Source organism: Paenibacillus sp. P3E (genome assembly GCF_001909045.1).
Lineage (GTDB): Bacteria > Bacillota > Bacilli > Paenibacillales > Paenibacillaceae > Paenibacillus_AQ > Paenibacillus_AQ helianthi.
Genome location: NZ_LVWH01000186.1, coordinates 1 through 26,171 on the forward strand (window position 1 = coordinate 1; position 26,171 = coordinate 26,171).

20 protein-coding genes and 1 pseudogene are annotated in these 26,171 nt (G+C 46.5%); 19 read left to right on the plus strand and 2 right to left on the minus strand.

Annotated elements, in window-relative coordinates; genetic code table 11:
* Positions 1-294: 294 nt before the first annotated feature.
* From A3842_RS32635 to A3842_RS21390, 11 genes and pseudogenes are all read left to right on the plus strand, one after another.
* Positions 295-465, plus strand: a pseudogene (locus tag A3842_RS32635) (SF0329 family protein); the annotation flags it as partial.
* Between the two features lie 235 nt (positions 466-700).
* Positions 701-1,009: a hypothetical protein gene (locus A3842_RS21345; RefSeq protein WP_074102661.1), complete on the plus strand. Its 309-nt coding sequence runs from the start codon at positions 701-703 to the stop codon at positions 1,007-1,009.
* A gap of 314 nt (positions 1,010-1,323) precedes the next feature.
* A complete protein-coding gene (locus A3842_RS21350; RefSeq protein ID WP_074102662.1) occupies positions 1,324-3,162 on the plus strand; it encodes a cache domain-containing sensor histidine kinase in 1,839 nt (612 codons plus the stop codon).
* A gap of 4 nt (positions 3,163-3,166) precedes the next feature.
* Complete coding sequence (locus A3842_RS21355) at positions 3,167-4,021, plus strand: response regulator transcription factor (protein ID WP_083609679.1); 855 nt, start codon at positions 3,167-3,169, stop codon at positions 4,019-4,021.
* A gap of 236 nt (positions 4,022-4,257) precedes the next feature.
* Positions 4,258-5,553: an ABC transporter substrate-binding protein gene (locus tag A3842_RS21360; protein ID WP_074102663.1), complete on the plus strand. Its 1,296-nt coding sequence runs from the start codon at positions 4,258-4,260 to the stop codon at positions 5,551-5,553.
* Positions 5,554-5,670: 117 nt separating this feature from the next.
* Entirely contained in the window at positions 5,671-6,555 is an 885-nt protein-coding gene (locus A3842_RS21365; protein WP_074102664.1) for a carbohydrate ABC transporter permease, read from the plus strand.
* 12 nt (positions 6,556-6,567) lie between these two features.
* Entirely contained in the window at positions 6,568-7,395 is an 828-nt protein-coding gene (locus A3842_RS21370) for a carbohydrate ABC transporter permease (protein WP_074102665.1), read from the plus strand.
* Positions 7,396-7,426: 31 nt separating this feature from the next.
* The gene (locus A3842_RS21375; protein ID WP_074102666.1) at positions 7,427-9,037 is read left to right on the plus strand and encodes a bifunctional metallophosphatase/5'-nucleotidase; all 1,611 of its coding nucleotides are present in this window, start codon (positions 7,427-7,429) and stop codon (positions 9,035-9,037) included.
* A 109-nt stretch (positions 9,038-9,146) separates the two neighbouring features.
* On the plus strand, positions 9,147-9,647 hold the full coding sequence (locus A3842_RS33800) for a MazG-like family protein (RefSeq protein WP_074102667.1): 501 nt from the start codon (positions 9,147-9,149) through the stop codon (positions 9,645-9,647).
* A 270-nt stretch (positions 9,648-9,917) separates the two neighbouring features.
* Positions 9,918-11,951: an HsdM family class I SAM-dependent methyltransferase gene (locus A3842_RS21385; RefSeq protein ID WP_074102668.1), complete on the plus strand. Its 2,034-nt coding sequence runs from the start codon at positions 9,918-9,920 to the stop codon at positions 11,949-11,951.
* Positions 11,935-13,080 carry a restriction endonuclease subunit S gene (locus tag A3842_RS21390; protein ID WP_178382386.1) on the plus strand — a complete coding sequence of 382 codons (1,146 nt, stop codon included), beginning with the start codon at positions 11,935-11,937 and terminating at the stop codon, positions 13,078-13,080. The genes A3842_RS21385 and A3842_RS21390 overlap by 17 nt, the downstream gene beginning before the upstream one ends.
* Positions 13,081-13,965: 885 nt before the next feature.
* Here A3842_RS21390 and A3842_RS21395 read toward each other — a convergent pair.
* Positions 13,966-14,214, minus strand: a complete 249-nt coding sequence (locus tag A3842_RS21395; RefSeq protein ID WP_074102670.1) for a helix-turn-helix domain-containing protein — start codon at positions 14,212-14,214, stop codon at positions 13,966-13,968.
* Positions 14,215-14,366: 152 nt separating this feature from the next.
* Between A3842_RS21395 and A3842_RS21400 the strand changes: the two genes are divergently transcribed.
* The 6 genes from A3842_RS21400 to A3842_RS21425 all read left to right on the plus strand — a co-directional run bounded on the left by A3842_RS21400 (position 14,367) and on the right by A3842_RS21425 (position 22,541).
* The gene (locus tag A3842_RS21400) at positions 14,367-14,864 is read left to right on the plus strand and encodes a hypothetical protein (protein WP_074102671.1); all 498 of its coding nucleotides are present in this window, start codon (positions 14,367-14,369) and stop codon (positions 14,862-14,864) included.
* A gap of 145 nt (positions 14,865-15,009) precedes the next feature.
* A complete protein-coding gene (locus A3842_RS21405) occupies positions 15,010-15,699 on the plus strand; it encodes a nuclease-related domain-containing protein (RefSeq protein ID WP_074102672.1) in 690 nt (229 codons plus the stop codon).
* Positions 15,696-16,718: a restriction endonuclease gene (locus A3842_RS21410; RefSeq protein ID WP_074102673.1), complete on the plus strand. Its 1,023-nt coding sequence runs from the start codon at positions 15,696-15,698 to the stop codon at positions 16,716-16,718. The genes A3842_RS21405 and A3842_RS21410 overlap by 4 nt, the downstream gene beginning before the upstream one ends.
* A 518-nt stretch (positions 16,719-17,236) precedes the next feature.
* Positions 17,237-19,243 carry an MrcB family domain-containing protein gene (locus tag A3842_RS21415; protein ID WP_256701800.1) on the plus strand — a complete coding sequence of 669 codons (2,007 nt, stop codon included), beginning with the start codon at positions 17,237-17,239 and terminating at the stop codon, positions 19,241-19,243.
* A complete protein-coding gene (locus A3842_RS21420) occupies positions 19,215-21,629 on the plus strand; it encodes a restriction endonuclease-like protein (protein WP_074102675.1) in 2,415 nt (804 codons plus the stop codon). The genes A3842_RS21415 and A3842_RS21420 overlap by 29 nt, the downstream gene beginning before the upstream one ends.
* Positions 21,630-21,740: 111 nt before the next feature.
* Positions 21,741-22,541 (plus strand): copper amine oxidase N-terminal domain-containing protein, encoded by an 801-nt coding sequence (locus tag A3842_RS21425; RefSeq protein WP_218618693.1) that lies wholly within the window; start codon positions 21,741-21,743, stop codon positions 22,539-22,541.
* Between the two features lie 225 nt (positions 22,542-22,766).
* Here the strand turns inward: A3842_RS21425 and A3842_RS33595 are convergent, their stop codons facing one another.
* Positions 22,767-22,850 carry a putative holin-like toxin gene (locus A3842_RS33595; RefSeq protein WP_219214875.1) on the minus strand — a complete coding sequence of 28 codons (84 nt, stop codon included), beginning with the start codon at positions 22,848-22,850 and terminating at the stop codon, positions 22,767-22,769.
* Between the two features lie 739 nt (positions 22,851-23,589).
* Here A3842_RS33595 and A3842_RS21430 point away from each other — a divergent pair.
* Both A3842_RS21430 and A3842_RS21435 read left to right on the plus strand, forming a co-directional pair.
* Positions 23,590-24,693 (plus strand): slipin family protein, encoded by a 1,104-nt coding sequence (locus A3842_RS21430; protein ID WP_074102677.1) that lies wholly within the window; start codon positions 23,590-23,592, stop codon positions 24,691-24,693.
* A gap of 195 nt (positions 24,694-24,888) precedes the next feature.
* Positions 24,889-26,055: a cobalamin-independent methionine synthase II family protein gene (locus A3842_RS21435; RefSeq protein ID WP_074102678.1), complete on the plus strand. Its 1,167-nt coding sequence runs from the start codon at positions 24,889-24,891 to the stop codon at positions 26,053-26,055.
* The last annotated feature ends 116 nt before the right edge of the window (positions 26,056-26,171 follow it).

The following is a 26,171-nucleotide window of genomic DNA, read 5'->3' on the forward strand; positions in this document are numbered from 1 at the left end:
GTGTAGGTGCAGCCGACTTTTTTTGTATAATCACAAAGAGATTTTGTGCACCTTGGCAACATATCCCGGTTCTCCACCAAAGATTGATGGATGTGTAGCAGCATCACGATCAAAGTAGACATTTATTTGAATTTCATTGCCAACTTGTGTAATAGGAGAGACTCGAAAAGACCTACCAAAGTTTCCTGTTCTTTCGTATCCCCAACAAGCTAGCAGTCTCTCTTAACGACTTTCTAACATCTGTCTGTCCAAATACGGTCTGTTGACCTGCTGGAGACCCAATGTTCTTGCCAAATGACGACGCCTATAGAGGAAAGCTTGGAGAGCAGTGAAATCCTGTTGAATATTCTGGCTTTGGTGGACCGGAGAGTTGGGGAGAAGCGGATTTTGAGTATGGTAGAGAAGATGGAGTTGAAGCATCCGGTTGTGCGGTGGTTTTATGAGCTAAGGCGGGGGGCGTTGTGAGAGATGATGCCTGGGAATGATCCCCTCTCTTCACTGAGAGGGTTTTTCTGTTTGTCTAGGCTAGGAATGGCTGGCACATCTTTTCGGCAACTATAATTGAATAATTTGCAATAGGACGGAAATTCCAGCATATGGTACGATGGGAACGAAGTTTAATTGGAGGTTGTGACTATACAATGATTGATTTTATCAAAAATAAGAGTATGCAGGCATTTCACGATGGAGGGAGAGGCAAATGGATGGAATACACTCTCATCATTGTAATCTGAATATATGGGCTCATCTACCTGATGAAGTATGGAATAAAGTTGCTAATATATATGAGCTTATGCCTGGTTGGAAAGGGTACACAGATGGAATTCCACACTGGTTTGGGCAGGAAGATGATGATGTTTTTATTCAGGCATCCGTTGAGCCGAGCGGATTATCATTTTATGCACAGATGAATAAGAGTGAATGGGATTCTTGGATAGAACGGTTCAAATCAGAAGCAACAAAAGCATTAGGGTTTAATATTGGTGAACCTGAGGATGGGTTTCATTAGGTAATAGATGAGTATACAGAGGCACTTGGAGATTAAGCGGCCGGGATTGGAGAAATCCGTGTGAAAATAGAAAAAGACGCAAAAAGATCGAGGATCGGCTGAATGGGGAAGGGCACCAGCCCGGAGCCAACAAGCCTTTCCTTTTTTTTGATATGAAGGGGGATTACTATGTCCTGGAGCAGGTAGTTAAAATTCAAAGGAGATTATGGAGACAAATTGCAGTCTTCCGATAGAGTTGAATGGGTGTGTATAATAGTGAGGGATAACAAGCAGGCAGATTATACTGAACGATTCAACAACCATCGGAGGGGAATATGAAGAAGCTACTGTCTCACCAATCCCTCTTGAAGAAATTCCAGGCGGTTCAATCTTTGGCGTTCAGACAGAATATGCCGCTTCGGAGGAAGATTCTAATCAGTAACATCCTTATTGTTCTACTGGCTCTGGTGATATTCGTTCTAAGTATTCATAGAATTGTCTTTAATCAGACGCTCGATAGAACTTCGGCCAGTTCGCAGCAGGAAGTGAAGCTGGTAAGCCAGTCTATGAAGACCGTATTCCAATCGGTTCAGAACTTCTCGAAATTTGCTCTGATTAACCAGGATACACAGAATGTGCTTAGCCGGGATACCAGAGCAGACGGGGATGTCTCGGCGCTGAAGTCCATACATAACACGCTGGCTGCAATGCTGGAGACAGAGCCTAACATCGACTCGGTCATTATCGAATCGATCGGGGGCGATCTCTACTATACCTCCAACCTGACCGGTGTGACTTCGCAGAGTCTCGCCATCTATCCCAAAGATAAGATTGATGCGGCAAAAGGCGGTGCGGTCTGGGTAGATACGCTGAAGCCTTCATTTCTGTCGGGGATGACTGCTAAGCATATGATTAGTGTGTGCAGAGTCATTATGAGCATGGAGAAGGGGACGCCGATCGGTTATATTTATGTCAATATTGACGAACGGACGCTCGCCCGGCTGTACCATGATGAACAGGATAATCAGAATCCTACCCTGGTCATCAACCAAGAGGGAGTGGTGATCTCCGCATATGAAGCTGCACTCGTCAGCCGCACCGTTGAGGATCAGTCGCTTGCCCGGTGGGTGAAGTCGGCATCGGGAGGAAGCCGGACCGAGCGGGTGGGAGACAAGCGTTATCTGGTATCCTTACAAAGGCTTGATCCCTATGGCTGGAAGGTAATCCACCTTGTCCCCACTTCGGAATTGACGAGCGGGTATTGGAAGATCGCCTTGTCTATAGCCGTTTTCGGGCTGATCAGCATGCTGTCCGCCATGGTCCTGTCGGTTGTATTCGCGCGCCGGCTGACCCGGCCCCTTAGCGAGCTCAGTGAGGTGATTGTTGAGGTGGGAGCCGGGAATTTCGAGAGACGCGCATCTGCCGGCAGCCAGGATGAAATAGGCAGGCTGGGTGCGACATTTAATGAAATGGTCGAGCATATTCAGGACTTGATGCTAACCATTGAAACGGAAGAGAAGACCAAGCGGTTGTTGGAGCTGAGGCTGCTGTATTCGCAGATCAAACCGCATTTTCTATATAATACACTGGACACGATTCGTGCGATGGCTGTGATGACGAATGCTAAGGAGATTAGCAGTATCTTGAAGGCGCTTGGGGAGTTCTACCGGATTTCACTTAGCAACGGACAGGAATTGATTGCGGCTGCACAGGAGAAGAAGCATCTGGAGAGCTATCTCTACATTCAGCAGATCCGCTTCAAAAAGCTGAATTACCGGATTTCATTTGAACCGGGAATCGAGTCCTGCCAAGTACCCACGATGCTGCTGCAGCCTCTGGTCGAGAATGCGATTCACCATGGAATCAGAGGGATGCCGGACGGAGGTTTATGTGAGATTACCGGCTCTATGGAAAGTTCGGGAGAGGAGCGTATTCTGTGCTTTATAGTCCGTGACAACGGCAAAGGCATGAGTGAAGAGGAACAGCGGCAGATCTGGTTAAGTTCCAGTGAAGAAGGGGAGTACAGCTTCGGACTTAAGAATATCCAGGACCGGATTCAGCTGAGATTCGGCGAAGCTTATGGTATCGTCCTGTCGTCTGAACCGGGACATGGAGTAGAAGTGAAGGTACGGTTGCCGCTGATTATGCAAGCGGACGAGCAGGGGAGGGGATAGCTGAATGAGAACTACAGCGCCGGCAGCACGCGTCCTGATCGTAGATGACGAATATTATTTCAGGCAGCTGCTGATCCATTTGATAGACTGGACTTCTGCCGGTTTCGAAGTGGTTGCAGAGGCGGAGGACGGTTCGGAAGCCTTGAGGATCATGGAGGAACAGCCGATTGATCTGATTATTACAGATATTGAAATGCCGAATATGAACGGGCTCGATTTTGTGAAGGCCGTCCGTGCCTTAGACTCAGCGGCTAAGCTGATTTTCATCACAAGCTATGATAACTTCGCCTATGCCCAGCAGGCTATCTCGCTCGGAGCGGATCATTATTTGCTGAAGCCCGTTGATGAGGAGGCGGTTGAACAGGCGCTTAATACCATCCGTGCGCAGTTGCAGGAGAAATGGGAAGAGGAACGTTACATTAAAAGGTTGAAAATAGAGGCGGGTTACGAGGGGCAGCCGGCCGCGGACCAGACTTCTGAGGATGGAGGACGCCAGGGCAGCGGGAAACGGCTGATCCATAAAGCGGCTGCGTATGTGACTGCACATTATGCCGAGGATACCTTATCGCTTCAGAGCACAGCGAGTGCCCTCTTCGTGAATCCGAGCTACTTAAGTCATGTCTTCAAGAAGGAGACCAACGAGTCTTTCGTGGAGTATATGACGAATATCCGTCTGGGCAAAGCCATGGAGCTGTTGCGCCAGGGGGCGGCCACCGAGGATGCTTCAGTTCCCAAGGTAGCAACGATTGCCCATCAGGTCGGCTACAGAGATCCGTTCTATTTCAGCAAATGCTTCAAGAAGAAGTACGGAATTACCCCGAATAAAGTATACGGAGGGACCTATTCCGGGAAATATTAAGCCATTGCCAGCAGAAGTCCGGTTATTCAACCGGGCTTTTTTGTTGATGCAGAACGGTTATTGTGTAAACCTGATGTTAATCACAAGGAGAAATGTAAAGTACATGTAAAGTAACATGACATACCTAAAAATTTTACTGTCAAAGCCAATATATATCCATTCGAACCTGGCTTCGTACTTGTTAAGATTGTACCTATGGTTCGTATCCGTAAATTGTGAAAGGTGGTCCAAATCAGATGTTTGGTAAAAAGTTTGGGGTTGTTGCAGCATCCGCCGCTCTGGTCAGTGTAGTGCTTACTTCGTGCGGAGGTGCGGAAGCCAATAATGGGGGAACCCAGGGTCAGGAAGCGGCGGCAGCGGATAGTAAGAAATCTGTCACGCTGTGGATTTTCGATGCAGATCCGATGTACCAGTCAGCAGCTGAGGCTACCGCAGCGGAAATGGGTGTTGAACTGAAGTATGAATACATTCAAGATGAGACCTACAAAACCAAACTGAGTGTTGCGCTTGCCGCAAATGAGCTTCCGGATGTATTCCAGCAGCATGCCGGCAAGTCCTACCGCACCCCTGTTCTGCAGTCGAAGACAGTGGCTCCGCTTAACGATACCCTCGATTCCACGGGCCTGGGCGCACAATTCCTGGACAACCAGCTGGTGACGGAAGAGGATGGCAACATCTATTCGGTTCCTTCTAACATTAGTACAACCCTTGTTCTTTACTATAATAAAAAGCTGATAAGCGAACTTGGCGCTGCTGCTCCAGCAACATGGGATGATCTTCAGGCGCTGATTAAAGCTGCAAACGATAAAGGTGTGATTCCCATTGCACTGGGCGGAAAAGAAAGATGGCAAGCGGATCTGCTCTACGATATGCTCGTAGCCCGTGAGGATGTGAACGCCTTCGATGAGGCGATTAACGGACAGGCGAAGTTCACTGATGCGCCATTCGTTGAGGCGGCGAATAAGGTGACCACCCTGGTGAATTCGAATGCCTTCCAGAAAGGCTTCCTCGGCTCTGCTTACCTGGATGCACAAGAGCTGTTCAAGAATGATAAGGCTGCGATGTGGATCGACGGAAGCTTTAACTTCTCCTCCCTGTCTAAGGCAATGGGCGACAATCTGGGCTATATTGCGTTTCCAAAAACGGGGGCAGAGGATGTCCTCAGTGCAACTATCGGCTTCCAGAATGCTGAGGCGCCATACTCCTTGTTCGTGAACAACAGCTCCGCAAATGTGGAGGAAGCGAAGGAATTTGCCATCCGTTTATCTTTGAAGCTTAATGATGAATTTGTCAGAAAGGGTCTCCCTGGGTACGCCAAGAGCGAGGTGAAGTCCGAATCACAGAATAAGGAGCTCTCAGCGTATGCTGCGGATATTAAACAGACTGCCAAAACACAGGCGATGTGGTTCGGTCTGTTGTCAGCAGATGTAGGCCAGGAATACCGTGATCTGACACAAGCATTATATGGCGGGCAGCTCACAGCCGGTGAGTTCACCGCTCAGCTGGAGACGTTGCTGCATGCAGCCAAGTAAGAAGGATTCCTTACACAGTTCCGCTCAAGGCGGCAGCGTTTAATACAATATTCCAGGAAAGTCGATGCAGTCACCAGGACCGCATCGACTTTCTGTAATTGGACAGGTGGGTAAGTGATGGATAAAGCACTCTCTAATAAAAAAATAATTGCTTTGTTTTTATTGCCCGGATTAATCGTTTTTCTGATTTTTTATTTTGTGCCTATTGTGATGACCGCCTACTACAGTCTCCAGGATTGGGATGGCATTAACCCGATGACCTTCATTGGACTGGACAACTACACCAAGATGTTTACGGTGGATAAAAGCTTCTGGCAGGCGGTATGGAATAGCCTTGCTTTCTTGCTGGTAGGCGTGTTTATCCAGCTGCCGGTCTCGTTTGCATTGGCGCTGCTGGTCTCCCGGAAGATGAAGGGACGTAAATGGTTCCGCAATATTTATTTTTTCCCGGTAGTGATGTCAACGACAATGGTCAGCCTGCTGTGGGTCAAAATCTATGATCCGAACATCGGCATGCTGAACACATTGATGGATACCCTTGGACTGGGTGCCTGGACGGGGGCCTGGCTTGGAGATACGAAGACGGCACTGTTGTCCGTCCTGATCGTAACTACCTGGCATTATGTCGGTTACAATATGCTGATCCTGTTCGCCGGGATGCAAGGGATACCGGAGCAGTATTATGAAGCGGCGAAGCTGGACGGAGCGACAGGCTGGAAAGCTGTGCGTCATATTACCTTTCCGCTATTGTCCGATGTGCTGCGGATCTGTATCGTCCTGAATGTGATCTATGCCCTGAAGACGTTCGAAAGTGTGTACGTAATGACTAACGGGGGACCCCTGAATTCAACAACAGTGATTGCGCTGAAAATGTTCCAGGAAGCCTTCCTGAGGCAGAATTTCGGTTATGGCAGTGCGCTTGCGGTATTTATGGTGCTGGAATGCCTCGTGATTTCCTGGGTGCTTAATAAAATATTGACCCAAGAGAAAATTGAATATTAAGGAGGATCGGTCATGCTCAGAAGAACAAAGAATTCAAGCATCTATATCCTGATGATCATTATCGCCGTCCTCCAGCTGTTTCCGCTCTATTGGCTTGTGATCAGTGCATTTAAGGATAATTCGGAGATTATTGGCGGGACCGTCTGGGCGCTTCCTACAGAGTGGCGCTTAAGCAATTTTACAGAGGCGTGGGTCAGTGCCAAGGTGAATCAATACTTTGGGAACAGTGTGATTGTCACGCTGGTTACACTCTTGTTTGTGCTGCTGTTTGCTTCGATGATGGCGTATGCGTTAACACGGATGAAATTCAAATATAACAGTCTCATATTGTTCATGCTTCTGATGGGCGTGATGGTTCCGATTCATGCTACGCTAATTCCGCTCTTCATGATACTCAAGAATCTGGGGATTCTTAGCTCAAGATTATCCATTATTCTGCCGTATATCGCGGTGAATTTGCCTATTGGCGTATACATGCTGTCGGCTTTTCTGCGGACCATGCCGAAGGAGCTGGAAGAAGCCGCATTTATGGACGGCTGCGGGGTGGTGAAGTCCTTCTTCAAGGTAGTGCTGCCGCTACTCAAGCCGCCGCTTGCTTCGGTAGCGATCTTCGTCTTCCTGGCGGTGTGGAATGAGCTGTTGATGGCGGCCACCTTCATTCAAAAGCAAGAGCTGAGGACGTTACCGCTGGGCCTGATGAATTTCAGCGGTCAATACAGCATCAGCTGGGGACCGCTGGCAGCAGCTATGGTCATATCCACACTGCCCATTCTGCTGGCTTACGTGCTGTTCAGTGAGCAGATGGAGAAGAGTTTTACCGCAGGGGCAATTCTGAAGTAATTAGGGCGAAAGAAGGAAGAAGGATGAAGGGATGACTATACAGGCTGGTACCAGCACACTATTGAATATCGTAATGATCGCCACCTCGGATCTTCACGGAAATCTGTGGGGTTACCGGTATGAAGACGGCCACGAGACAACGAATGACGGGATGGCCAGAGTCGCCGCCTATGTCAGGGAAGTCAGAGACAGCGGAGCGGAAGTCATCCTCATCGATAACGGTGACGTGTTCCAGGGGAATATGCTGACTGATGATATCTACAATAAGCGGCCGGATGGCATACATCCGGTCTCGGCGGCGCTGAATGCAATGGGTTATGCGGCCATGACCCTCGGCAACCATGAATTTAATTTCGGGCTTGGCTTGATCGAGAAGTTCAGGCAGGAACTGGAGTTCCCTGTGCTCGCTGCGAATGCCGCGTATCACAGCGGAGAACGGTTCGCAGAGCCGTATACGCTAATGGAGATCCAAGGCGTCAGGATCGCAGTGATCGGACTGACTAATCCTAATATTCCGCGCTGGGACGCCGGGAAGGTGGATGCGCTGCACTTTGGCCCCATGGCTGAAACGGCGCAGCAGATTACCGCCTCCCTGAGGGCTGAAGGCAAGGCCGACATTATTGTGATCAGCGCTCATGCGGGAATGGTGGCCGAGTTCGATGAAGAAGGCGGCTCGGATTCCGCTGAACGCATTACGAAGCTGGTTCCTGAGGCAGATGTGCTGCTCGTCGGGCATATGCATATTACCGTTAAGGAACGGATCGGGGATACCGTTATTGGAGGGCCTCGCGACCGGGGACGGGAGGTAGTCCGCTTCGATCTGACGGTTCAGCTGGAGGGTGCAAAGCCCCAGGTGGTGAACAAGGAAGTCTCGATTGTGGATATGGCCGGCTGGGAACCGGACCCGGAATTCCAGAAGCTGGTTGCAGAAGCGCATGAAGAGACGATGACCTTCAGCGGCCAGGGAGGCGGAGACTCCTCTTCAGAAGCAACCGGCAGCCTCTTGGGTTATGCGGCCGCCGACTTCCAGCCGCAGGCCGGGATGGGCGGAGTACCGGCAGGAAGATTGCGGGATACAGCGGTCATTACGCTGATTCAGAAGACGATGCTGCAGGCCAGCGGGGCGGATGTTGCCGCCACAAGCCTGTTCGCAGATACGGCGGATTTGAAGCAGGGGCCGTTAACGTACGCTGATGTGTACCGCATCTATCCATTCGACAATGTGCTGTACGTTGTGACGGTAACCGGCAAAGAGCTTAGAGCCTATATGGAAGTCTCGGCCACGCATTTCAACCAGTGGCAGCCGGGTGATCGTGAGATCACTGCCAATCCTGAGGTGCCCAGTTACCTCTATGACATGTTCGCCGGGATCGATTATCAGATCGATCTGTCACAACCAGCCGGTCACCGGATCATCAATGTGCTCTACCAAGGCCAACCCCTTGCCGATACGCAGCAGCTGCAGCTTGCCGTCAACAATTACCGCTACAGCAGCTTATTGAAGGCGTCCAAATTAGTTAGCAGGGCCAAACATTGGGAGTCGTCCTGCAGCGTCCGGGATATGCTGGTCAGCTACATCAAGGAACAGGGGACGTTATCGCCGGAAGTCGATAATAATTGGTCGATTGTGGGGGGAGGGTAGCCCTATAGAGAAGTACCAAGAGAGCAGTGATAGGGTATTGAATGGGCTTCTGATTAACAGGAGCCCTTTTCTGCGTGGTATTAGGAATTTCGTGGATTTACATTGAGGATTGGGCTATCAATTCCGCGATGAAAGGGACTGGAAGCAATTCCTTGGTCCTAAAGATCTGGCTCTCTCTATCTATTTGGAGTTGAGCGAACTGTTGGAACTCTTCCAATGGAAGAACAGCCAGCAGGCCATAGAGCAAAATTATTCCGAGATGCAGGACGAAATCGCTGATATTCTCATCTACACGCTAACGCTCGTTCAGACCGATAACGACCCTTTGTTGCATCCTGTCTACAATCAATATATTGAGGAAGCTCCTATCTTCTCAAAGGGAGATGTACTAAAGTTAAGAGGGTTTATTTCGACCTTCATTAAAAAAACCGCTGAAGGATTGAACAACATGTTCGGCAACGAAGTGCTGACCTTGATTGGAGAAAGACACAACAAGTCCGTCGCTCAGGTCGTGCTGCGCTGGCTTGTTCAGCGTGGGTTATCGCCATTCCCAAATCGGTGCGTAAAGAGCGGATCATTGAAAACTTCGACATTTTTGATTTTGAGCTGAGCGCGGAAGATATCGAATAGATTTCCGCCCTTGATACGCGGTAAATTCTCTTCTTATCGTACCACGATCCGAAGTTCGCCAAGATGCTGGGCACCTTTCAACAAAACGAATTATAAATTTGATTCGGAGTAACAGTTTTTTTTCAATATAAACTAAATAATAGTTTCTGAAGATTTTCGATAAAAATAAAAATATAACATGATATACTAAAAAGTGTGTAACAAACAACTTCTCACTTTCACAGAAAAGTCTTGAAAGGAATTATAAATCATGAGCAATAATGTCAAATGGAAATTAGAAGACCATGTAAACGATTATATAAAGAAAGAGCTTGGAAGTTTAGGTCTTGTGAATCAAAAAGATTTTAATGTGGAATCTAATATGTCAGACTTTATGAAAGAAGCTTTAAAAGGCTCTGCCAAGACAAAGAATAAAACAACCTTCGGAAAACCTGATTTTCATATCGAAAAATTTCATACCCCAATTATTATCGAAAACAAACTCCACACTAACAAGCTTATCGCCCAAACTAAAAATGGTTTAAAAATGGACGAAAAATCTATTAGGCATTTTGCGGTTAATGGTGCTGTTCACTATGCACAAAATATGATTGCTTCTGACAAGTACAAAGAAGTTATCGCAATTGGTATAGCTGGTGATTCAGAGGAAGATGTGGCGATTTCTGTGTATTATGTATTCGGTTCATCAGCAGAACCAAAACTGCTGTCTGGTTATACAAACTTGAACTTCTTAGAAAACAAAAAAACCTTTGATAGTTTCTATGAGGATGCTACCCTTAGCGAAAAAGAGAAACATCGTATCTTAATTGATTCTCAAGAGTTATTAAAAAAACATGCAACGAATTTGAACGTTCTTATGAACAATCATAATATTCCAGTAGACCAACGTGTTGTCTATGTTTCAGGAATGTTGCTATCAATGCAAGATGTCGTTAATAAGAATGGCGAAGTTAAAGGGAGAGGTTTAATTCCTCATGACTTAAACGGTGACCAGTATGAAGATGATCGCGATGGAGTACTTATAGTTAACCAAATCAAAAAATACCTGACAACTAAACAAATTCCAGTGGATAAACAAATATTAATGTTAGGTTCATTCAGGGAAGCAATTTCTCTTGATAAAGACCGAGATGAATTGATTCAGTTGGATAAGAAGGTCGCGAAACTTATTATAGATAAAGCTTCTGTTACAAAACAAGTATTTACTTACATTTACGAACATGTTTATTCAGCAATCGATGGGACAGCAGGACACCTGGATATAATGGGTGAAATGTACAGTGTCTTTTTAAAATATGCATTGGGTGATGGAAAAGAAATCGGTATTGTTCTTACGCCACCATATATTACAAAGATGATGTCACAAGTTCTTGATGTCAACATGGATTCTCAGGTAATGGACCTAGCAACAGGTAGTGCAGGCTTCCTCATTGCTTCAATGGAAACAATGATAGAAGATGCTGAACGAACACACGGTAAAAATACAACGAAAGCAAAAGTGAAAATAAAAAAAATCAAAGAGCAGCAACTTCTTGGGGTAGAACTGAATGCAAAAATGTTTACACTCGCCGCAACAAATATGATACTTCGTGGCGATGGTTCAAGTAATATTCAAAAAGGGAACTCGTTTGACCGTCCACCCGAACTATATCAATACTTTAAAGCAAATAAATTGCTTTTAAATCCACCTTTTACATTTGAAGAAAATGGAATGCCCTTCCTCGAACATGGGCTTAAGTTCATGGAGAAAGGTGGACGTGCTGCAATTATCATTCAAGATTCCGCTGGGAGCGGAAAAGCAACAAAAACTAATAAACGAATACTCAAGAACAATACAATGATTGCTAGTATAAAAATGCCTGTTGATACATTCCAACCTTCCGCTGGTGTTCAAACTTCGATTTATATTTTTGAAGCAGGGAAACCTCATAACTTTGAAATGGATACCGTTAAGTTTATTGACTTCAGAAATGATGGCTATAAACGAACGCTAAGAGGAAATTATGAAATCGACCATCCAACAGAACGTTATCAAGATATTGTGAAAATCTTCAGGCTAGGAAAAACTGCAAAGAGAAACCCAGACTTTCATTATGAACTTTGGAATCTTGATGAAGTATATGTTGAAGATTTAATTACTGATTCAGGCACTGATTGGAATTTCGAAGTCCACCAAAATAATGATACAACGCCACTTGAAGCGGATTTTATGAAAACAATAGGCGATTATCTTTCTTTTGAAGTTAACCAATTGCTGAATGGTAGAGGTGAATATATTGATTGAATATAAAAGATTTAGAGTAGGTGATATACTGACGTGGCAAAAGAAGATACAAATAAGACCGCTCGACATTCCTAGTCTAACAATAGAAGATGGCCAGCTATATCCATTTGTTGGACAATCGTCTGCGAATAATGCAATCTTTGGGTATCTAAGGGTAGACCCTAGATTTCTAAACAATATTGAATCAGAACCTTGTATTATTGCTTCTTCAAACACACAAGAGTTCTCATATGTTGATACGCCCTTCTTCTTAAAAGAAGCAGGCGGCTCTATGAGTTATATGAAAAATGAAAATCTTAACTTGCACAATTCTCTATACCTGATAACTGTGCTAAAGAAAGAGCTAAAAAGCCGTTACACTTACGGAATAAAAGCTACTAATGAACGAATAAGAGAAAGTATCATTCAGTTACCGGTGAAAAATGTAAATTCTACTGAACCGAATTGGGGTTATATGGATAGATACGCGAAACATATTTTAGATAAATATGTAAACAATATTGATAAATATTTTCAAAAACTTGGTTTTAGGAATTATGAAGACGTTCTATTACAGGAATATGATAAACATATTCTTAATAAGCACGCCCACTCGAATTTTGGCATCTTTAAAGTTGAAGAATTATTCGACACAATTAAGCGTGGGAAACGAATAAAATCGTTTGATCGTATTCCTGGTAATTTACCATTCATTACTGCTGGCGTAGATAAAATGGGCTTGTCAGATTATATTTGCAATCCTGAAGTAGAAGTTTTCCCTGAGAACAGTTTAACCATTGATATGTTTGGAAATACGTTTTATAGAAATTATAAATATGGTGCTGACGACCATGTTGCCGTCCTATATAATTCAACTACTGAATATAGTAAAAAGGTATTGCTATACATTCAGCCAACTATCAAAAAAGCAATTGCAGGTAAATTTAGCTATTCACGAAATTTCTATGCTTCTGATGCACCTGCAGTAGAAATCAAACTTCCAATAGATGAGAGTGGAAATATAAATAAAAAATTAATGGAAGATTACATTTCCGTCATTGAGAAAAAAGTCATTCAAAATTTACGGAGAAACATTGATAAACGTATTGGTATTTTAAGTGAGGCTGTTTTGCAAAGAGAGAGAAGCTAACTCGCATTGTACTAACAAGGTCTAAATGTCCAATTACCAACTCAGATTAGCGGCAGGATTTACACAAAAACGAAGCCTTTCTTTACAGGAGTCTTATAGCAAACTTCTAACGCAATGACCAAATAAGAAGACTAGATTGCTTAAGTCCTAAATATTTCATGCTAACTATGGTTCAATTCAAACGTGGGTTTTGCGTTCATAATGAGCTTTATGTTTATGCTTAATTGATGGTTGTTGAACAATATACTAGGTTAGTAATGATAATGTAAAAAGAGTATTGGTATTACGAGTTCGTTTAAGCTTGATTTTTTATGGATAAAGCTATAGTTTCAGCGAATGCTGCCCACATTACGAAACTCAAACATGTAAAGGACTGTTTACCAGTAGTAGCTTGAATTGGAACTCATGAATGAGAAGGTAACTCCGAAGGACCTCTCTTAATTGAGAGGCTATTTTTTTGCCTTTTCAAGGAAGCAAAAGTTACATACTAAGACGTTTAGAGATGGTTTATAATGCTAAATGAATTTTTGTTATTGATATCAGCAAAACAGATCTTCTTTGTGATTAGAAGTAGGAGGTTAAGTATACAAATCATTATTAATAGCAGTACATAAGGTAAAAAACAAGATGTTTTTTTAGCTACAGAAGTTCTACTCTCTAAGCCTTCTTAACAAGTGGATGCACATACGAGTAAACCCAAAAATTAAAAGCTGAGAACGGCTATTGGTTCAATTATCTAATTTTTAGGCACTATAGTTATGGGCTGACTCTTCTCTCTAATATCGTATTTCCCCGAGTGGATTTTCTTAAATGATCTGCATAAAAATAATAGATTGAATTATTACCTTTACTAAATGTAATAACTTTTTTTAAAAAATTTTATCCTCACCCACTCTCCCCCAACAACTCCCCAACAGAAACCTCCAGCGCCTTCGCAATTGCAACTACTTCATAATCCTGCACAAGCCTATATTGACCCTCCAAGCGCGATAAACTGGTTGGGCTGATGTCTAAACCGAAGGTTTGCAACCTGGCAAGGAAATCCTTCTGCTTCATTCGCTTTGCTTTTCGAATAGCTACAACACGGGTCCCGATGATGTTTTTGTCACCGGGGGGCTCTTTGCGATGCTTCATTTCGGCTTCACCTCACAATATTAACCAAATTGTATGCGAGGCAGGTATTGTTTTAATGCGAATATCGAATTAAAATAAAATAAACCGATAAACGCATTAAAATTTCTGTACATCGTCTACAGACATAGCTTTTCCAGGAAGGAGGGGACGTAATGCAGCATCTGATGCAGAAATATGAGGAGGAAAAGCACAAGCTGAATGAACTCGGACAGAAATCATTGGACCAAGGCATTCCGCTAAGCAGCAATGAAGCGGTTCAGGCCCAGAGTCGTAAGGTGGACGAACTCATTAATCGGATATATCAAGAAAAAAGCGGCCATGCAGCGTCACTTCGTGTGAACTTCTGTCTTGGAGGGGATGTGGTGGGCTTTCCAGCATGGTTTTCACAGACGATTCAAGGTAGGCTGGATGAGGTAACCGCACAGATTGAAAATCAATCCGAGCCTAGACAAGTATTTGAAGAAGAGCGCAAAGCTTTTCAAGCGTTGTTTGCCTCCATGGACATTGCACGTAAGCCAGAGTTTGAGTATTGGGAGGATAAACTTTCTTTAAAGCAATCCGTTCTTTATGAACGTCTATATCTACAAGGACTACAGGATGGAATGCAGCTTGCTAATGCATTTGCTGCTCCTTCTGTTCTCTCAGATTAAGAGGGAATCCAAGGTATGCGTTAACTTTATGTTGGGGCTGTCCAGGCGACAGTCTTTTTTCTTATGTATATGTTTGGAAGGGATACATTCCCATTTTGTCGAATTACCATACATATTGTAAATCCAGATGATACGAGGTTTTGCTATGTTTAATTCGCTATTGTCTCTTTTCAAGAAACCCGACACTAAGCCGCCACAGGGTGTGCGTAAGGCACCAACTCCCAAGCCGAAGCAGAAGGTTGCCTCCACAAGAATTGGGGAGTTAGGTGAGCATAAAATCAATATCCAACTTGACCAGTTACCTAAGGAGTGTAAATCTTTAAGCGACTTATTGCTCCCTAATCCTAAATCCCGAACAGGGTACACCCAGATTGATCATGTTGTTGTTTCCCCGTATTGCTTATTTGTCATTGAGACGAAGAACTACAATGGTGAGATTAAAGGTGGACGAACGGATCAGCAATGGTCTGTCAGCAACCGTTACAAGATGTACAATCCCTTGAAGCAAAACTACGGACATATCAAGGCCATCGAGAGTCTGATAAAAGGTGTAGCGGCAGTGAAATTTGTCTCTATGGTTTCATTTACGATGAGATGTCGGTTCAGTATTGATCCTGAGCTTCGGAAGATTCATTCGGACGAACTGGTTGTCTATGATGTGGAACTAAGTGAGTTTATCTCTAGGAAGCTGATCAGCTTGAAGACGGGAATTCCAGAATCTCCTATTTCCGCAGCGCAGGTCCAAACGATATACGATCAGTTGGTTCAGGCTAATATCACCGATGCCGAGGTTCGCAAGCTTCATGTACAGAGAATAAAGGGGGATTCACTATGAAAAGTATGTGGCTTGTTCGAGCGGGGGAAAGGGCTTATCTTATTAATGAATTTAAAGAAAAGCAAGCTGTGGCGATAGGTTGGGCTCAATTGGGAGATATCGGTGCGGTAAGTACATTACAAGAGATGAAGAGGCTGTTGAAGGTAAGGTATCCTGGATATAAAGAGGGTAAGATTAATATTACTGCTGGCCAGATTTTTCGTTTTGTAAGTGAATTTAAAATAGACGACCAAGTAATCACGTATAATCCTGAAGAGCGTCTCTATTACATAGGAAGAATCAAGTCTAATTATGAATTTAAGCCAAATTATATTACGGATAAGCCCCATATTCGCAGATTAGATTGGGAGGGAACGGTATCTAGAGATGTTTTGACGGCGAGCGCCCGGAATACTCTTGGTTCCATAATGACTATTATCTCTATCCCGAATGAGGTTCAGAAGGAATTGCTCAAGCAAATGGTAACCGGACAGACAGAAGGTAATCAACCCAGTCAACCCATAGAGTCTGTGCAAGCTGAGACGGAGGAAGAAGCTGAAGAATTAGAGCTGATCAAGGAAGATGTCATTGAGAAGTCCAATGAATTTATCAAAGATAAGATTGCTAAGTTAGACTGGGATCAGATGCAGGAACTTGTTGCGGGCATCCTAAGAGGAATGGGCTACAAAACACGAATATCACCCAAAGGGCCGGACCGGGGAAGAGATATTTTTGCATCCCCAGATGGGCTGGGGCTTGAAGAGCCCAGGATTATTGTGGAAGTGAAGCACCGTTTGGGCAGCATGGGGTCTAATGAAATACGAAGTTTTACTGGAGGATTAAGAGTAGGTGATCGGGGGATTTATGTCTCTAAGGGTGGATTCACCAAAGAAGCCAAATATGAAGCAGAAAGATCGAACATCCCTTTATCGTTAATTGACTTGGATCTACTCGCGGAATTAGTGACGCAATACTATGATCAATTTGATTCAGAGACTCGGACGTTAATACCGTTAAGAAAAATATATTGGCCGTTATAAGTTTGAATTTTTTCTATATTAGATTGGGGCTGTCCAGGCGACGGTCCTTTTTCTTATGTGCATGATTGGAAGGGATACATTCCCAAATTGTCGAATTACCATATATATTGTAAATTCAGATGATACTAAGCCGCTACAGGCTGTGCAGGAGCTATAAGCTCCAATATCAAAACCATGGCCATATCAAGGCCGTTGTAATTCTTTTTAAGGGTATTCCTAAGATGAGATCTATATTGATTATTTCATTTCATCGACTACTAAAATTATTAACGATCCTGGAGGACTCCATGCCACTACCAGAAACAATCACACAGATTTTCAAGCGAAAACAAAAATCATATAAGATGGTCCTAATTCTATCCTTAATTGAAGAGCTTAGATCATCTAAGCAGAAACGTGTGTCTTATGATCACGTTAAAAAGCGGTTTCATAACTATTTCATAGCTGAACAAGAAAGAGGAAACCGGGTAGATTTGCCACAAGCGCAGAAGTTATGGAGAGATGCATCTAAAAGTCGGTTGAAAGATATCATTAACAGTCCTGTTAACGCACTTTCGCATATTTTGTTTGTGGATTTGAAGGATAACACTATCGGATTTCATAGTCAGATTCATAGACAACTTGGTGAAGAGGGGCTTTCGCAGCTAGAGCGGCTTGCCAGCGAAGAACTCCAATCCTATAATGCTGCTTTGCAGCGTTTCTCTTTGCAAGGTTATCTAGAGAAGATTATGAACGAATACACGGCTGCCAAAAAGGAAGTCTTCGCAGGGCATTCACTTGGCACATTGTTTCGCCAGACCCTGCCCGTAGAGCTTAAAGCGTTGCCTTTCATAGATGATCAATATAAGGTTCAAGGATCGATTGGGCAAGGGAATTGGGCAACGGTACCATGGCTGGCAATTCTGGATAAACGGATAACGGAAACAACCCAGCATGGGGAATATATTGTGTATCTGTTTGCTGAGGACATGAGTGCTGTATATCTTACGTTTAATCAGGGTGTAACAAGGCCTATTCAAGAGACGGGTCGCAGAGAAGGCTATGCTTATCTGAGAGATCGCAAAGAAGCTCTTCTAGACCTCCTTGATCTGACTAATATGAATAAAGATGAGAACATTCATCTTGTGGATAGTGGCCTTGGTCAAGATTATCAGGTATCGACCATCGCCTATATTAAATATGATAGAGGAAATGTTCCAAATGATGAACAGCTAATTCAAGATCTTGGGAATTTAATTGACGATTACCGTCTATTTGTGGAAGGGGTGATCGCTGCAAGTGTTGATGAAGTTAATGACGAGGAAGTGGAGCTATTGCCACAAGAAGATGAGCCGTTGAAAGACGAACAAGTGCTAAGTATGCTCCACCAAATCCAATCCCACATCCGCCGCCAAGGCTTCTTCTTCCCGGAGCATCTGATCGAGAACTTCTACCTCTCGCTGAAGGCGAAGCCGTTTGTGATTCTGGCGGGGATCTCAGGGACGGGGAAGACGAAGCTGGTGAAGCTGTTTGCGGAGGCGCTGGGGGCGACGCGGGATAATGGGCAGTTCAGGTTGATTCCGGTGCGGCCGGATTGGAGTGATCCTGCGGATCTGCTGGGGTATAGGGATCTGTCGGGGCGGTTCCAGCCGGGGCCGATGACGCAGGTGTTCGTGGAGGCGCGGCAGCCGGAGAATCGGCATAAGCCTTATTTTATCTGCCTGGATGAGATGAACTTGGCCCGGGTGGAGCATTATTTCAGTGATCTGCTAAGTGTGCTGGAGACGCAGGAGTGGCGGGAGGGGGAGATTCAGACACAGGCTCTGATCTCTCCGGCCTTGCTGGGTATGCCTGAGGATGAGCTGAAGTACGGTGGCTTGGGTATCCCGGAGAATGTGTTCCTGATCGGGACGGTGAATATGGACGAGACGACGCATCCTTTCAGCAAAAAAGTCCTCGACCGCGCAAGCACTCTGGAGTTCAACTACATCAATCTGCAGCACTATCCGCAAGAGGCGGCTCAGGATGCAGACGTTGCCGCTGAGCTTGCGGAGCTGAATCATCTGTTTGTCCGTTCCGATTATCTGGCGTTGGCAGATGCCTATGATACTTATCAGGAGCTCGTGGTGCGGACGACCGGGAGACTGGTCAAGATCAACGCGCTGCTGGAGGATATTCACGCTCATGTTGGCTTCCGGGTGCGGGATGCGGTTTGCTTTTATATGATCTATAACGAGCGTTATGGTCTGATGGATGAAGAAGAGGCGTTCGACTGGCAGCTGCTGCAAAAGATTCTCCCGCGGATTCAAGGCAGTCATTCCTCGGTGCGGCGGGTTCTGCTGAACTTGATTAAGGAGGCTATTGGCAATGGTGCTGGCTTAACGTTCAATATGGATTCGCTCATGGAAGATGCCTCTCCTCTCTATCTGGAATGGGCTGGCGGGAAGTCTCCGCTTGGGGTGAAGCATCCGCAGAGTGCCCGCAAATTGGCGTATATGCTTAGGAGGCTGGAGGAAGATGGATTCACCTCATACTGGCTCTCGTGATCAGGCAGTAGAATTGCTTCGTGTGGAGACGGAGCTGTTCGCGCTGTATCTCCAGGGGAAGCCCTATCATCCTACGGTGGAGACGTTGCAACTGCATCGTTCCCCAGACCAGGCGTGGGTGAAGGCTGAACTAGGCATAACTTGCTCCCATCGGCTGGGTGAGGTGCAGATTAAGGTGTTCTCGCCGGAAGCCAATGGGCTGGTAGACTGGCAGCCGGGGGAGACGGCTTTTCCTTGCTTTTATGAGACTCAGTCTTACGAGCTAGTGGTTCAGAATAAGCAGGCGGCTAACCTTACGTTCTACCATGAGAATGTGCTGCTCCGGCAGGCGGTTAAGCCGCTGGGTGACTCTATTCTGGCGGGGGTGCTGAACTTCAAGAATGAGGTCGGGCTGACAGAATGGGAGATTCGGGGAGAAGGGAAGATGCTGCTGCGGGTGGAGATGGAGATTTTCCCCTCGAAGATGGATTACAAGCTGGATTACCAGAACATTCTGAATGAAGTGAATGCGCAGATCTATAATCTGGCCTTCGACTTCCTGCGCCGGACCTATCAGCTCACCGGGCTGCGGGAGACGCCGCATCAGAGTCTGACGGAGTTCTTCGCGATCCTTCAGCATATCTTCAGACAACTGCTGGATGCTGTTGAGCGGATCAACAAGAATCCTAACTATGCGCTGCTCCAGGACCGAAGGCTAATGGATGCTAACCGGGTCAAAAAAGCCGGAAGAGAGAACATCCGCGAGCTCGCCAAGCATCCTGAACGGTTAAGGGAAGATGCGAAACACGGATTCTTGACCATCGGTAACCGCAGCTATACGGCCACACACCTAATGGAGACGCGAAAGCGCCTCGCCTATGATACGAATGAGAACCGCTTCGTCCGCTGGATGCTAGAACGGATTCACGGGAAGCTGAAGGAGCTTAAGCACCGCTGGAGAGAGAACAACCGAACCTCAGACCCCTTGCTGATTACAAGGCTGGATTCCATGCTCACACAGATCGATCGGGTGCTCCAAATGGATTTTTTGCGTGAGGCTGGTGTGCTGAAGCAGATATCCGTTACACTGGTGCTGCAAATGGCCCCTGGGTACCGTGAGGTCTATCGCTTCTATCTCATGTTGCTTAAGGGCCTGTCGATCCAAAGTGATCTCCTCCGTCTATCCATGAAGGATGTTGCGCAGCTCTATGAGTACTGGTGCTTCCTTAAGCTGAATCAGCTGCTAGGGCAGAAGTATAAGCTGGTGAAGCAGAATATCATCCGGGTGAACCGGAGCGGGATCTTCGTCACGCTGGACCGTTCGCAGAGCGCTAATATGGTCTATGAGAACCCGATGAACGGGGAGCAATTCATTCTGTATTATAACTCGATTCCGGGCACGGATCAGACGCCGACGCTGAGCCAGCGCCCGGATAATGTGCTTACCTTGAAGAAGAAGGATGCGGGTCAGGTTAAGGAGTATAAGTATGTTTTTGATGCCAAGTACCGCTTGAATCCTGCCTATCCAGGCACTCCCTATGAGAAGAGGTATAAGCAGCCTGGGCCGGAGGAGGACGACATTAATACGATGCACCGCTACCGGGATGCGATTGTGTATCAGGAGAAGAGCTCCGGGGAGTATGAGCGAAGCATGTTCGGGGCGTATGTGTTATTCCCTTATCCGGATGAAGAGCGGTTCAAGAGCCATCAGTTCTACAAAAGCATTGAGCTGCTCAACATCGGCGCCTTCCCGTTCCTGCCGAATGCCACCAGTCTGGTGGAGCAATTCCTGGAGGAGATCATCCGCGACAGCCCGGAGAAGGCCTACGAACGCTCCACACGTCCGCGCGGTACGAAGGAGTATTATGCCGATAAGCTGGCGGGCAAGAATGTGCTGGTCGGATCGGTGCGGGGGCCGGAGCAGGTTGGGGTGGCGGTGCGGAACGCTTTTTATCATATGCCGCTTAAGAATCTTGCCAGCCAGAAACTGCTGACTCAGATTGAGTGCATCGCGATGTGCCAATCCCGCAAGAAGTTCATTAATCCGGCCAAAACCGGGATTCACTGGGTAGGCAAGGTAGCCGATTGGAAGGTGCTGCGGCGTAAGGAGATTACAGAGGTTCCTTGCAGGCCGGGTACAGAGGAGGACTTGTATGTACGCTTCACCATTGAAGAATGGAAGAGGTTAGCCGACCCTATCGCGCTAGGAGGGCAAGGGATTCTCACTGTGCTCCATACCAGCAAATACATTCTGGACCGAGCCTTAGAGATTGCCGAGCTTCGCCTGGATACCGAGGCGGAACTGCGGGAATGGCGGGAGAAGCGCCGCAAGGGCCGGGTGAAGGTCAGACTGGATCATGAGGAGTATGTGGATTTGGGGCGCGTGGTAGAGGTGCGGAATATATGAAAGAGACGAGAAAGAGTATAGACATTAGGCATTTAATTCTATGTAAATCATAAACGATAAAGGGAGAGAATAATGATGAATGATCCCCTACATCCATTCTTTCGGCTCGCTATGAAAACCTTGATTATGCTGCTATGCGCTGGTCTGTTACCGGCAATTCATACGGCTGCTCCGGCGAAGGCCGCGCCGGTAGTGGGAAACCAGATCAGGCCGCTGCTGCTCAACAACCAATATGTGCTGTTCCCAGGCAAGCTGGCGCCCTATACGCAGGCAGGCAGATTAATGGTACCTGTCCGTGCGTTCGCAGGTGCGCTGGGTGCGCAGCTGACCTATGATGCCGCAACAAAGAGCTCTACGATATCGCTTCTTGGGGAGAGTGTGGGGAAACTGCGGGCCGGGCAGGCCACAGCGGTAACTAGAGACGGCAGTACAATAGCGTTGGGGGCGTCCCCACAATTGCGGGAGGGCGTGCTGTTTGCGCCCATGAACCCGATCCTCACCGGGTTGAAGAAGGTGAAGTGGGAGAACATGTCCAACCTGCTTGGCCGCAATGTACTGATAGTGCAAGGCAGGGGAGATACGGTGTTGCCGCAGGCCAAGTCTTGGCAGAGCGTTACCCCGTTTGGAGATTTAGGCGGGGAGCGCAAGCATCCTTTTTACCCGACACTGTTGACGCAGTCTGCCGATGGAAAGGGCTTCCGGCTTAGTCTCAGCGTTATTAATGCTTCCGGGTTTGTCATTCCTAAGGATGCTTCCAGTCTGGAGTTCATTGCTGTGAACAGCCAGGGCCAGGCCGTAGTCCGGCAGCTTCCCGGCCCTTCGCAGCCGATTCCTAAGGCGGGTGCTTTGTCATTCACGATTCATGTTCCCGCAGCGCCGGATTATGTGATTTTTAATTCACGGATCAAGTAAATTCTGAACACATCCAGAGATTAACGTAAAACAGGAAATAGAGAACTCCATACATTTTCTTACTTTATGAAATGATTTGTGGTATAGTAAAGGCAGAAAAAACGTAGAATACAAAGAGAGCCGTGCTGGACACACGACTCTCGGAGCAATAGCCGCTTTTAAGGGCGGCGGCTTTAAATAGGTAAACCAGTCAAAGAATAGACCGCTTCCCTTGAGCAGGGCGGTCTATTTCTTTTTGAGGTAATTTAGCAGCGCGATAATGAACATGCCGAACATGAACATCAGGGACAATGCTTGATAAACCTCCATTGGCGTCACCTCCCTTCCGGGAGATTAGCCGACCGCCCTTGCAAGCCTTCCATTGCTTCTGCGATTATATCACGAATGGAAAATTTTGAATATACGAACCGAATCCTTCAAAAAGCTCAAATACAGGCCCTCCACACCTGCCTTTGGGCTTTTTTCTATGCATCCCAAGACTCTCCCCTGGAAATGTATTCTTCTGTCGTAATACTTTCGCCATGTTCGTTGCGCTGGATATCAGCGATGATAGAGCCTGTAAGATAACGCCGAGCGCGTTCATCATACATTCGGTTCTTATCCGGGCGGGCGTAACGAGGCGGGGATCTCAGGTGATCCCGCAGTGCCGGCATGTATGTTACGGTATCCTGTACGGTTCGTTTCGGTAAGAGTCACCTTTTGGGGTTCGATTCCCCAATCGCCTTGGGAGCGATTCTGGTAGAGTACTCGATTCCATCGAGCTACAAATTTGAGCGTATTCTGAGCTAAGGAAACCAATGGACAGAATCTCTGGCGGCTGGTATAGCGCACTGTGGTAGGGCTTTGCAATCCGTGGATACCGGCAGCAGGGCAGCAGGGGAGGCTACGGCAAGGACAGAAGGGAACGAAGGTTGGCTGAAGGTTGGGTTAGCCGCGGACCCCTAATGTCCTCCCGGACCTCCCGGCAGGCGTCTGTCTCAAACGTGATTCCGCCTGATCTGCAGCGGGATTCTGTCATCCATTGGCCAATCATGAAAGGGGTGCAAATATGTTGAAGCAAATCACGATTCAAGCGGACCAGCGCGGTCTGCTCTTTCATAAGGGGAGTTATGTGAAGCGGCTACTACCGGGAACCTACCGCTTCTTATCATGGTCGCAGCATACAGTGGCAGTAATGAATATTGCCAAACCGTTTAGCGTCGAGGGCAAAGACCTACAGCTGTTTTTACAGGATGAAGAGCTCTTGCGGGAGCTTGATATCGTACGCGTACAGGATCATGAGATTGTCTTGCACTATGAGGATGGTCAATTCATGCAGTTGCTGAAGCCGGGTGTGTATGCTTATTGGAACCTCCTGAAAAAGCACACCTTCGTACATACGGATATCAGACAGCCGGAGCTGTCTGCCGGGATCGACCGCTCGATTATCACGAAGCTTACTTCGTACGTGCAGTGCTGTGAAATCGCGAGTTACGAGCAGGGATTCCTGTTCTATGATCATACGCTCAAGCGGGAGCTTACGCCTGGTAAGTATTATTTCTGGAAGGGACCGGTCTCAGTGCTGACGAAGACGGTCGATCTAAGACAGCAGCAGATGGATCTGGTTGGCCAGGAAATGATGACTGAAGATAAGGTCTCGCTGCGTCTGAACTTCGTATGCCAATACAAAATCGTCAATCCGCACCGCGTTCTGGAGATGAAAGCTTTTGACGAGCAGATACACATCCAGCTTCAGCTCCTGCTCCGGGAATATGTCGGGACGCTGAAATTGGACGATCTTCTGAAACGGAAAGAGGATGTTGCAACATTCATTCTATCCCGTATCCAGGAGAAGGAAGAAGAGCTCGGGGTACGTTTCCTCGGGGCGGGGGTGAAGGATGTAATTTTACCGGGGGAAATGAAAGACATCCTAAACACGGTCCTGCTCGCAGAGAAGAAAGCGCAGGCGAACCTGCTTACCCGCCGGGAAGAAACGGCTTCGACGCGCAGCCTGCTGAATACAGCGAAGCTGATGGACGAGAATCAGACCCTGTTCCGTCTGAAGGAGCTGGAATTCCTCGAGAAAATATGCGACAAAATCGGTTCAATCTCTGTAACAGGCGGTGGAGACCTCCTAGAGCGGTTTAGCTCACTTATCAGCAGTAATAAGTAGATCGCTTCCTGGCGGTCTATTTTTTTGTACAGTTAGAGAGAATTAATCTTCGTCAGAGTTCCGGAAAGAAATCTGCCCCCCTATACCTTTTCCCTATAACCAGATATCACTTTTAAGTGTTACTTAGTGGATAACCCTCCATGCTAGAATCAATGCATTAGAGCAAGAGATGTATTCGATGGAGGAGGAGTATTCATGTGCAATAGATTTCAGATCGTAGGCAGTCTGCTGCGTCCGGCGGATTTATTAGAATATAAAGGGCAGATCGAACACCGGGATGATATCCGGTATCCTTTTTACCAGGACTTCCAGGGGTATGAGCAGTGTGAGGCTGAGGCGATTCAGGCTGTAGTTGAACAAGAAAGTGAGAATGGCCTGACCATACTTACGGATGGCGAATATTCCAAATCGATGTGGCATCTGGACTTTGTCTGGGGCTTCCAGGGGATTGAGCGCTACATTGCGGATCATGGATATTTCTTCAGAGATACAGATGGAACTTCCAAATATGAGACGAGAAAAGATATTGGTCTGCGCATTACAGGTGAATTGGGTGGAAAGAACCATCATTTCATTCAAGCCTATAAGAAGCTTCAGGCTCTTGCCGGCGACCGGGAGACCAAGCTATGCGTGCCTTCGCCGTCCCATATTTATGGTGAATTATCCTGGTCGGATAACATTGGCGGCACAGAAGCTGTGTATAAGGACAGACATGAGCTGAAAGACGGTCTGGTTAAGGCTTATAAGGATTTTGTAGGGGAATTCGCTGCTGCCGGGGGACGTATTCTGCAATTCGACGATTGCTTGTGGGAGCTATTTGCCGATGATAACCCGAACTCTCCATATACCGGCGAGAATATCAATCAAGCTGAAGTACAGGCGCTGGCTGCAGCATTTATTGATATTAACAATACCGTCATTGATTACGGCCATAGCTTAGGCCTCCTAATGTGGACGCATAACTGCCGGGGCAACTATGATTCCCGTAATATGGGCGGCGGCTCCTATGCCAAGATTGCGAATCTGTTCCTGAAGCAGCTGAAGTACGACCGCTTTTTCCTGGAGTGGGATGATGACCGTGCAGGCTCCCTTGAGGCGCTTGCAGTGTTCAAGGATAAGCCGGAGACGGAGATTGTACTTGGACTATTGTCTTCCAAGACCAGTACGCTTGACGATGAAGCGCGTGTAGTTCAAATGCTGGATGAAGCTTCGAAAATTATTGATAAGGACCGGTTATTACTGTCTCATCAATGCGGGTTTGCCTCCTGCGATGGCGGTAATGAATTAACGGAAGATGAGCAGTGGGCGAAGATTAGGCAAGGACAACAGATTGCCCGGCAGTATTGGGGTAAGCAGTTGTAATTATCGCAGACAAGAGACACGAACCCATTCGTGTCTTTTTTTTTGCGCCATAAATATGTAACAAGAAGTCATAAAATCATCACTCTCCCAAGCGAACGTTTGTGCTACAATTCCTT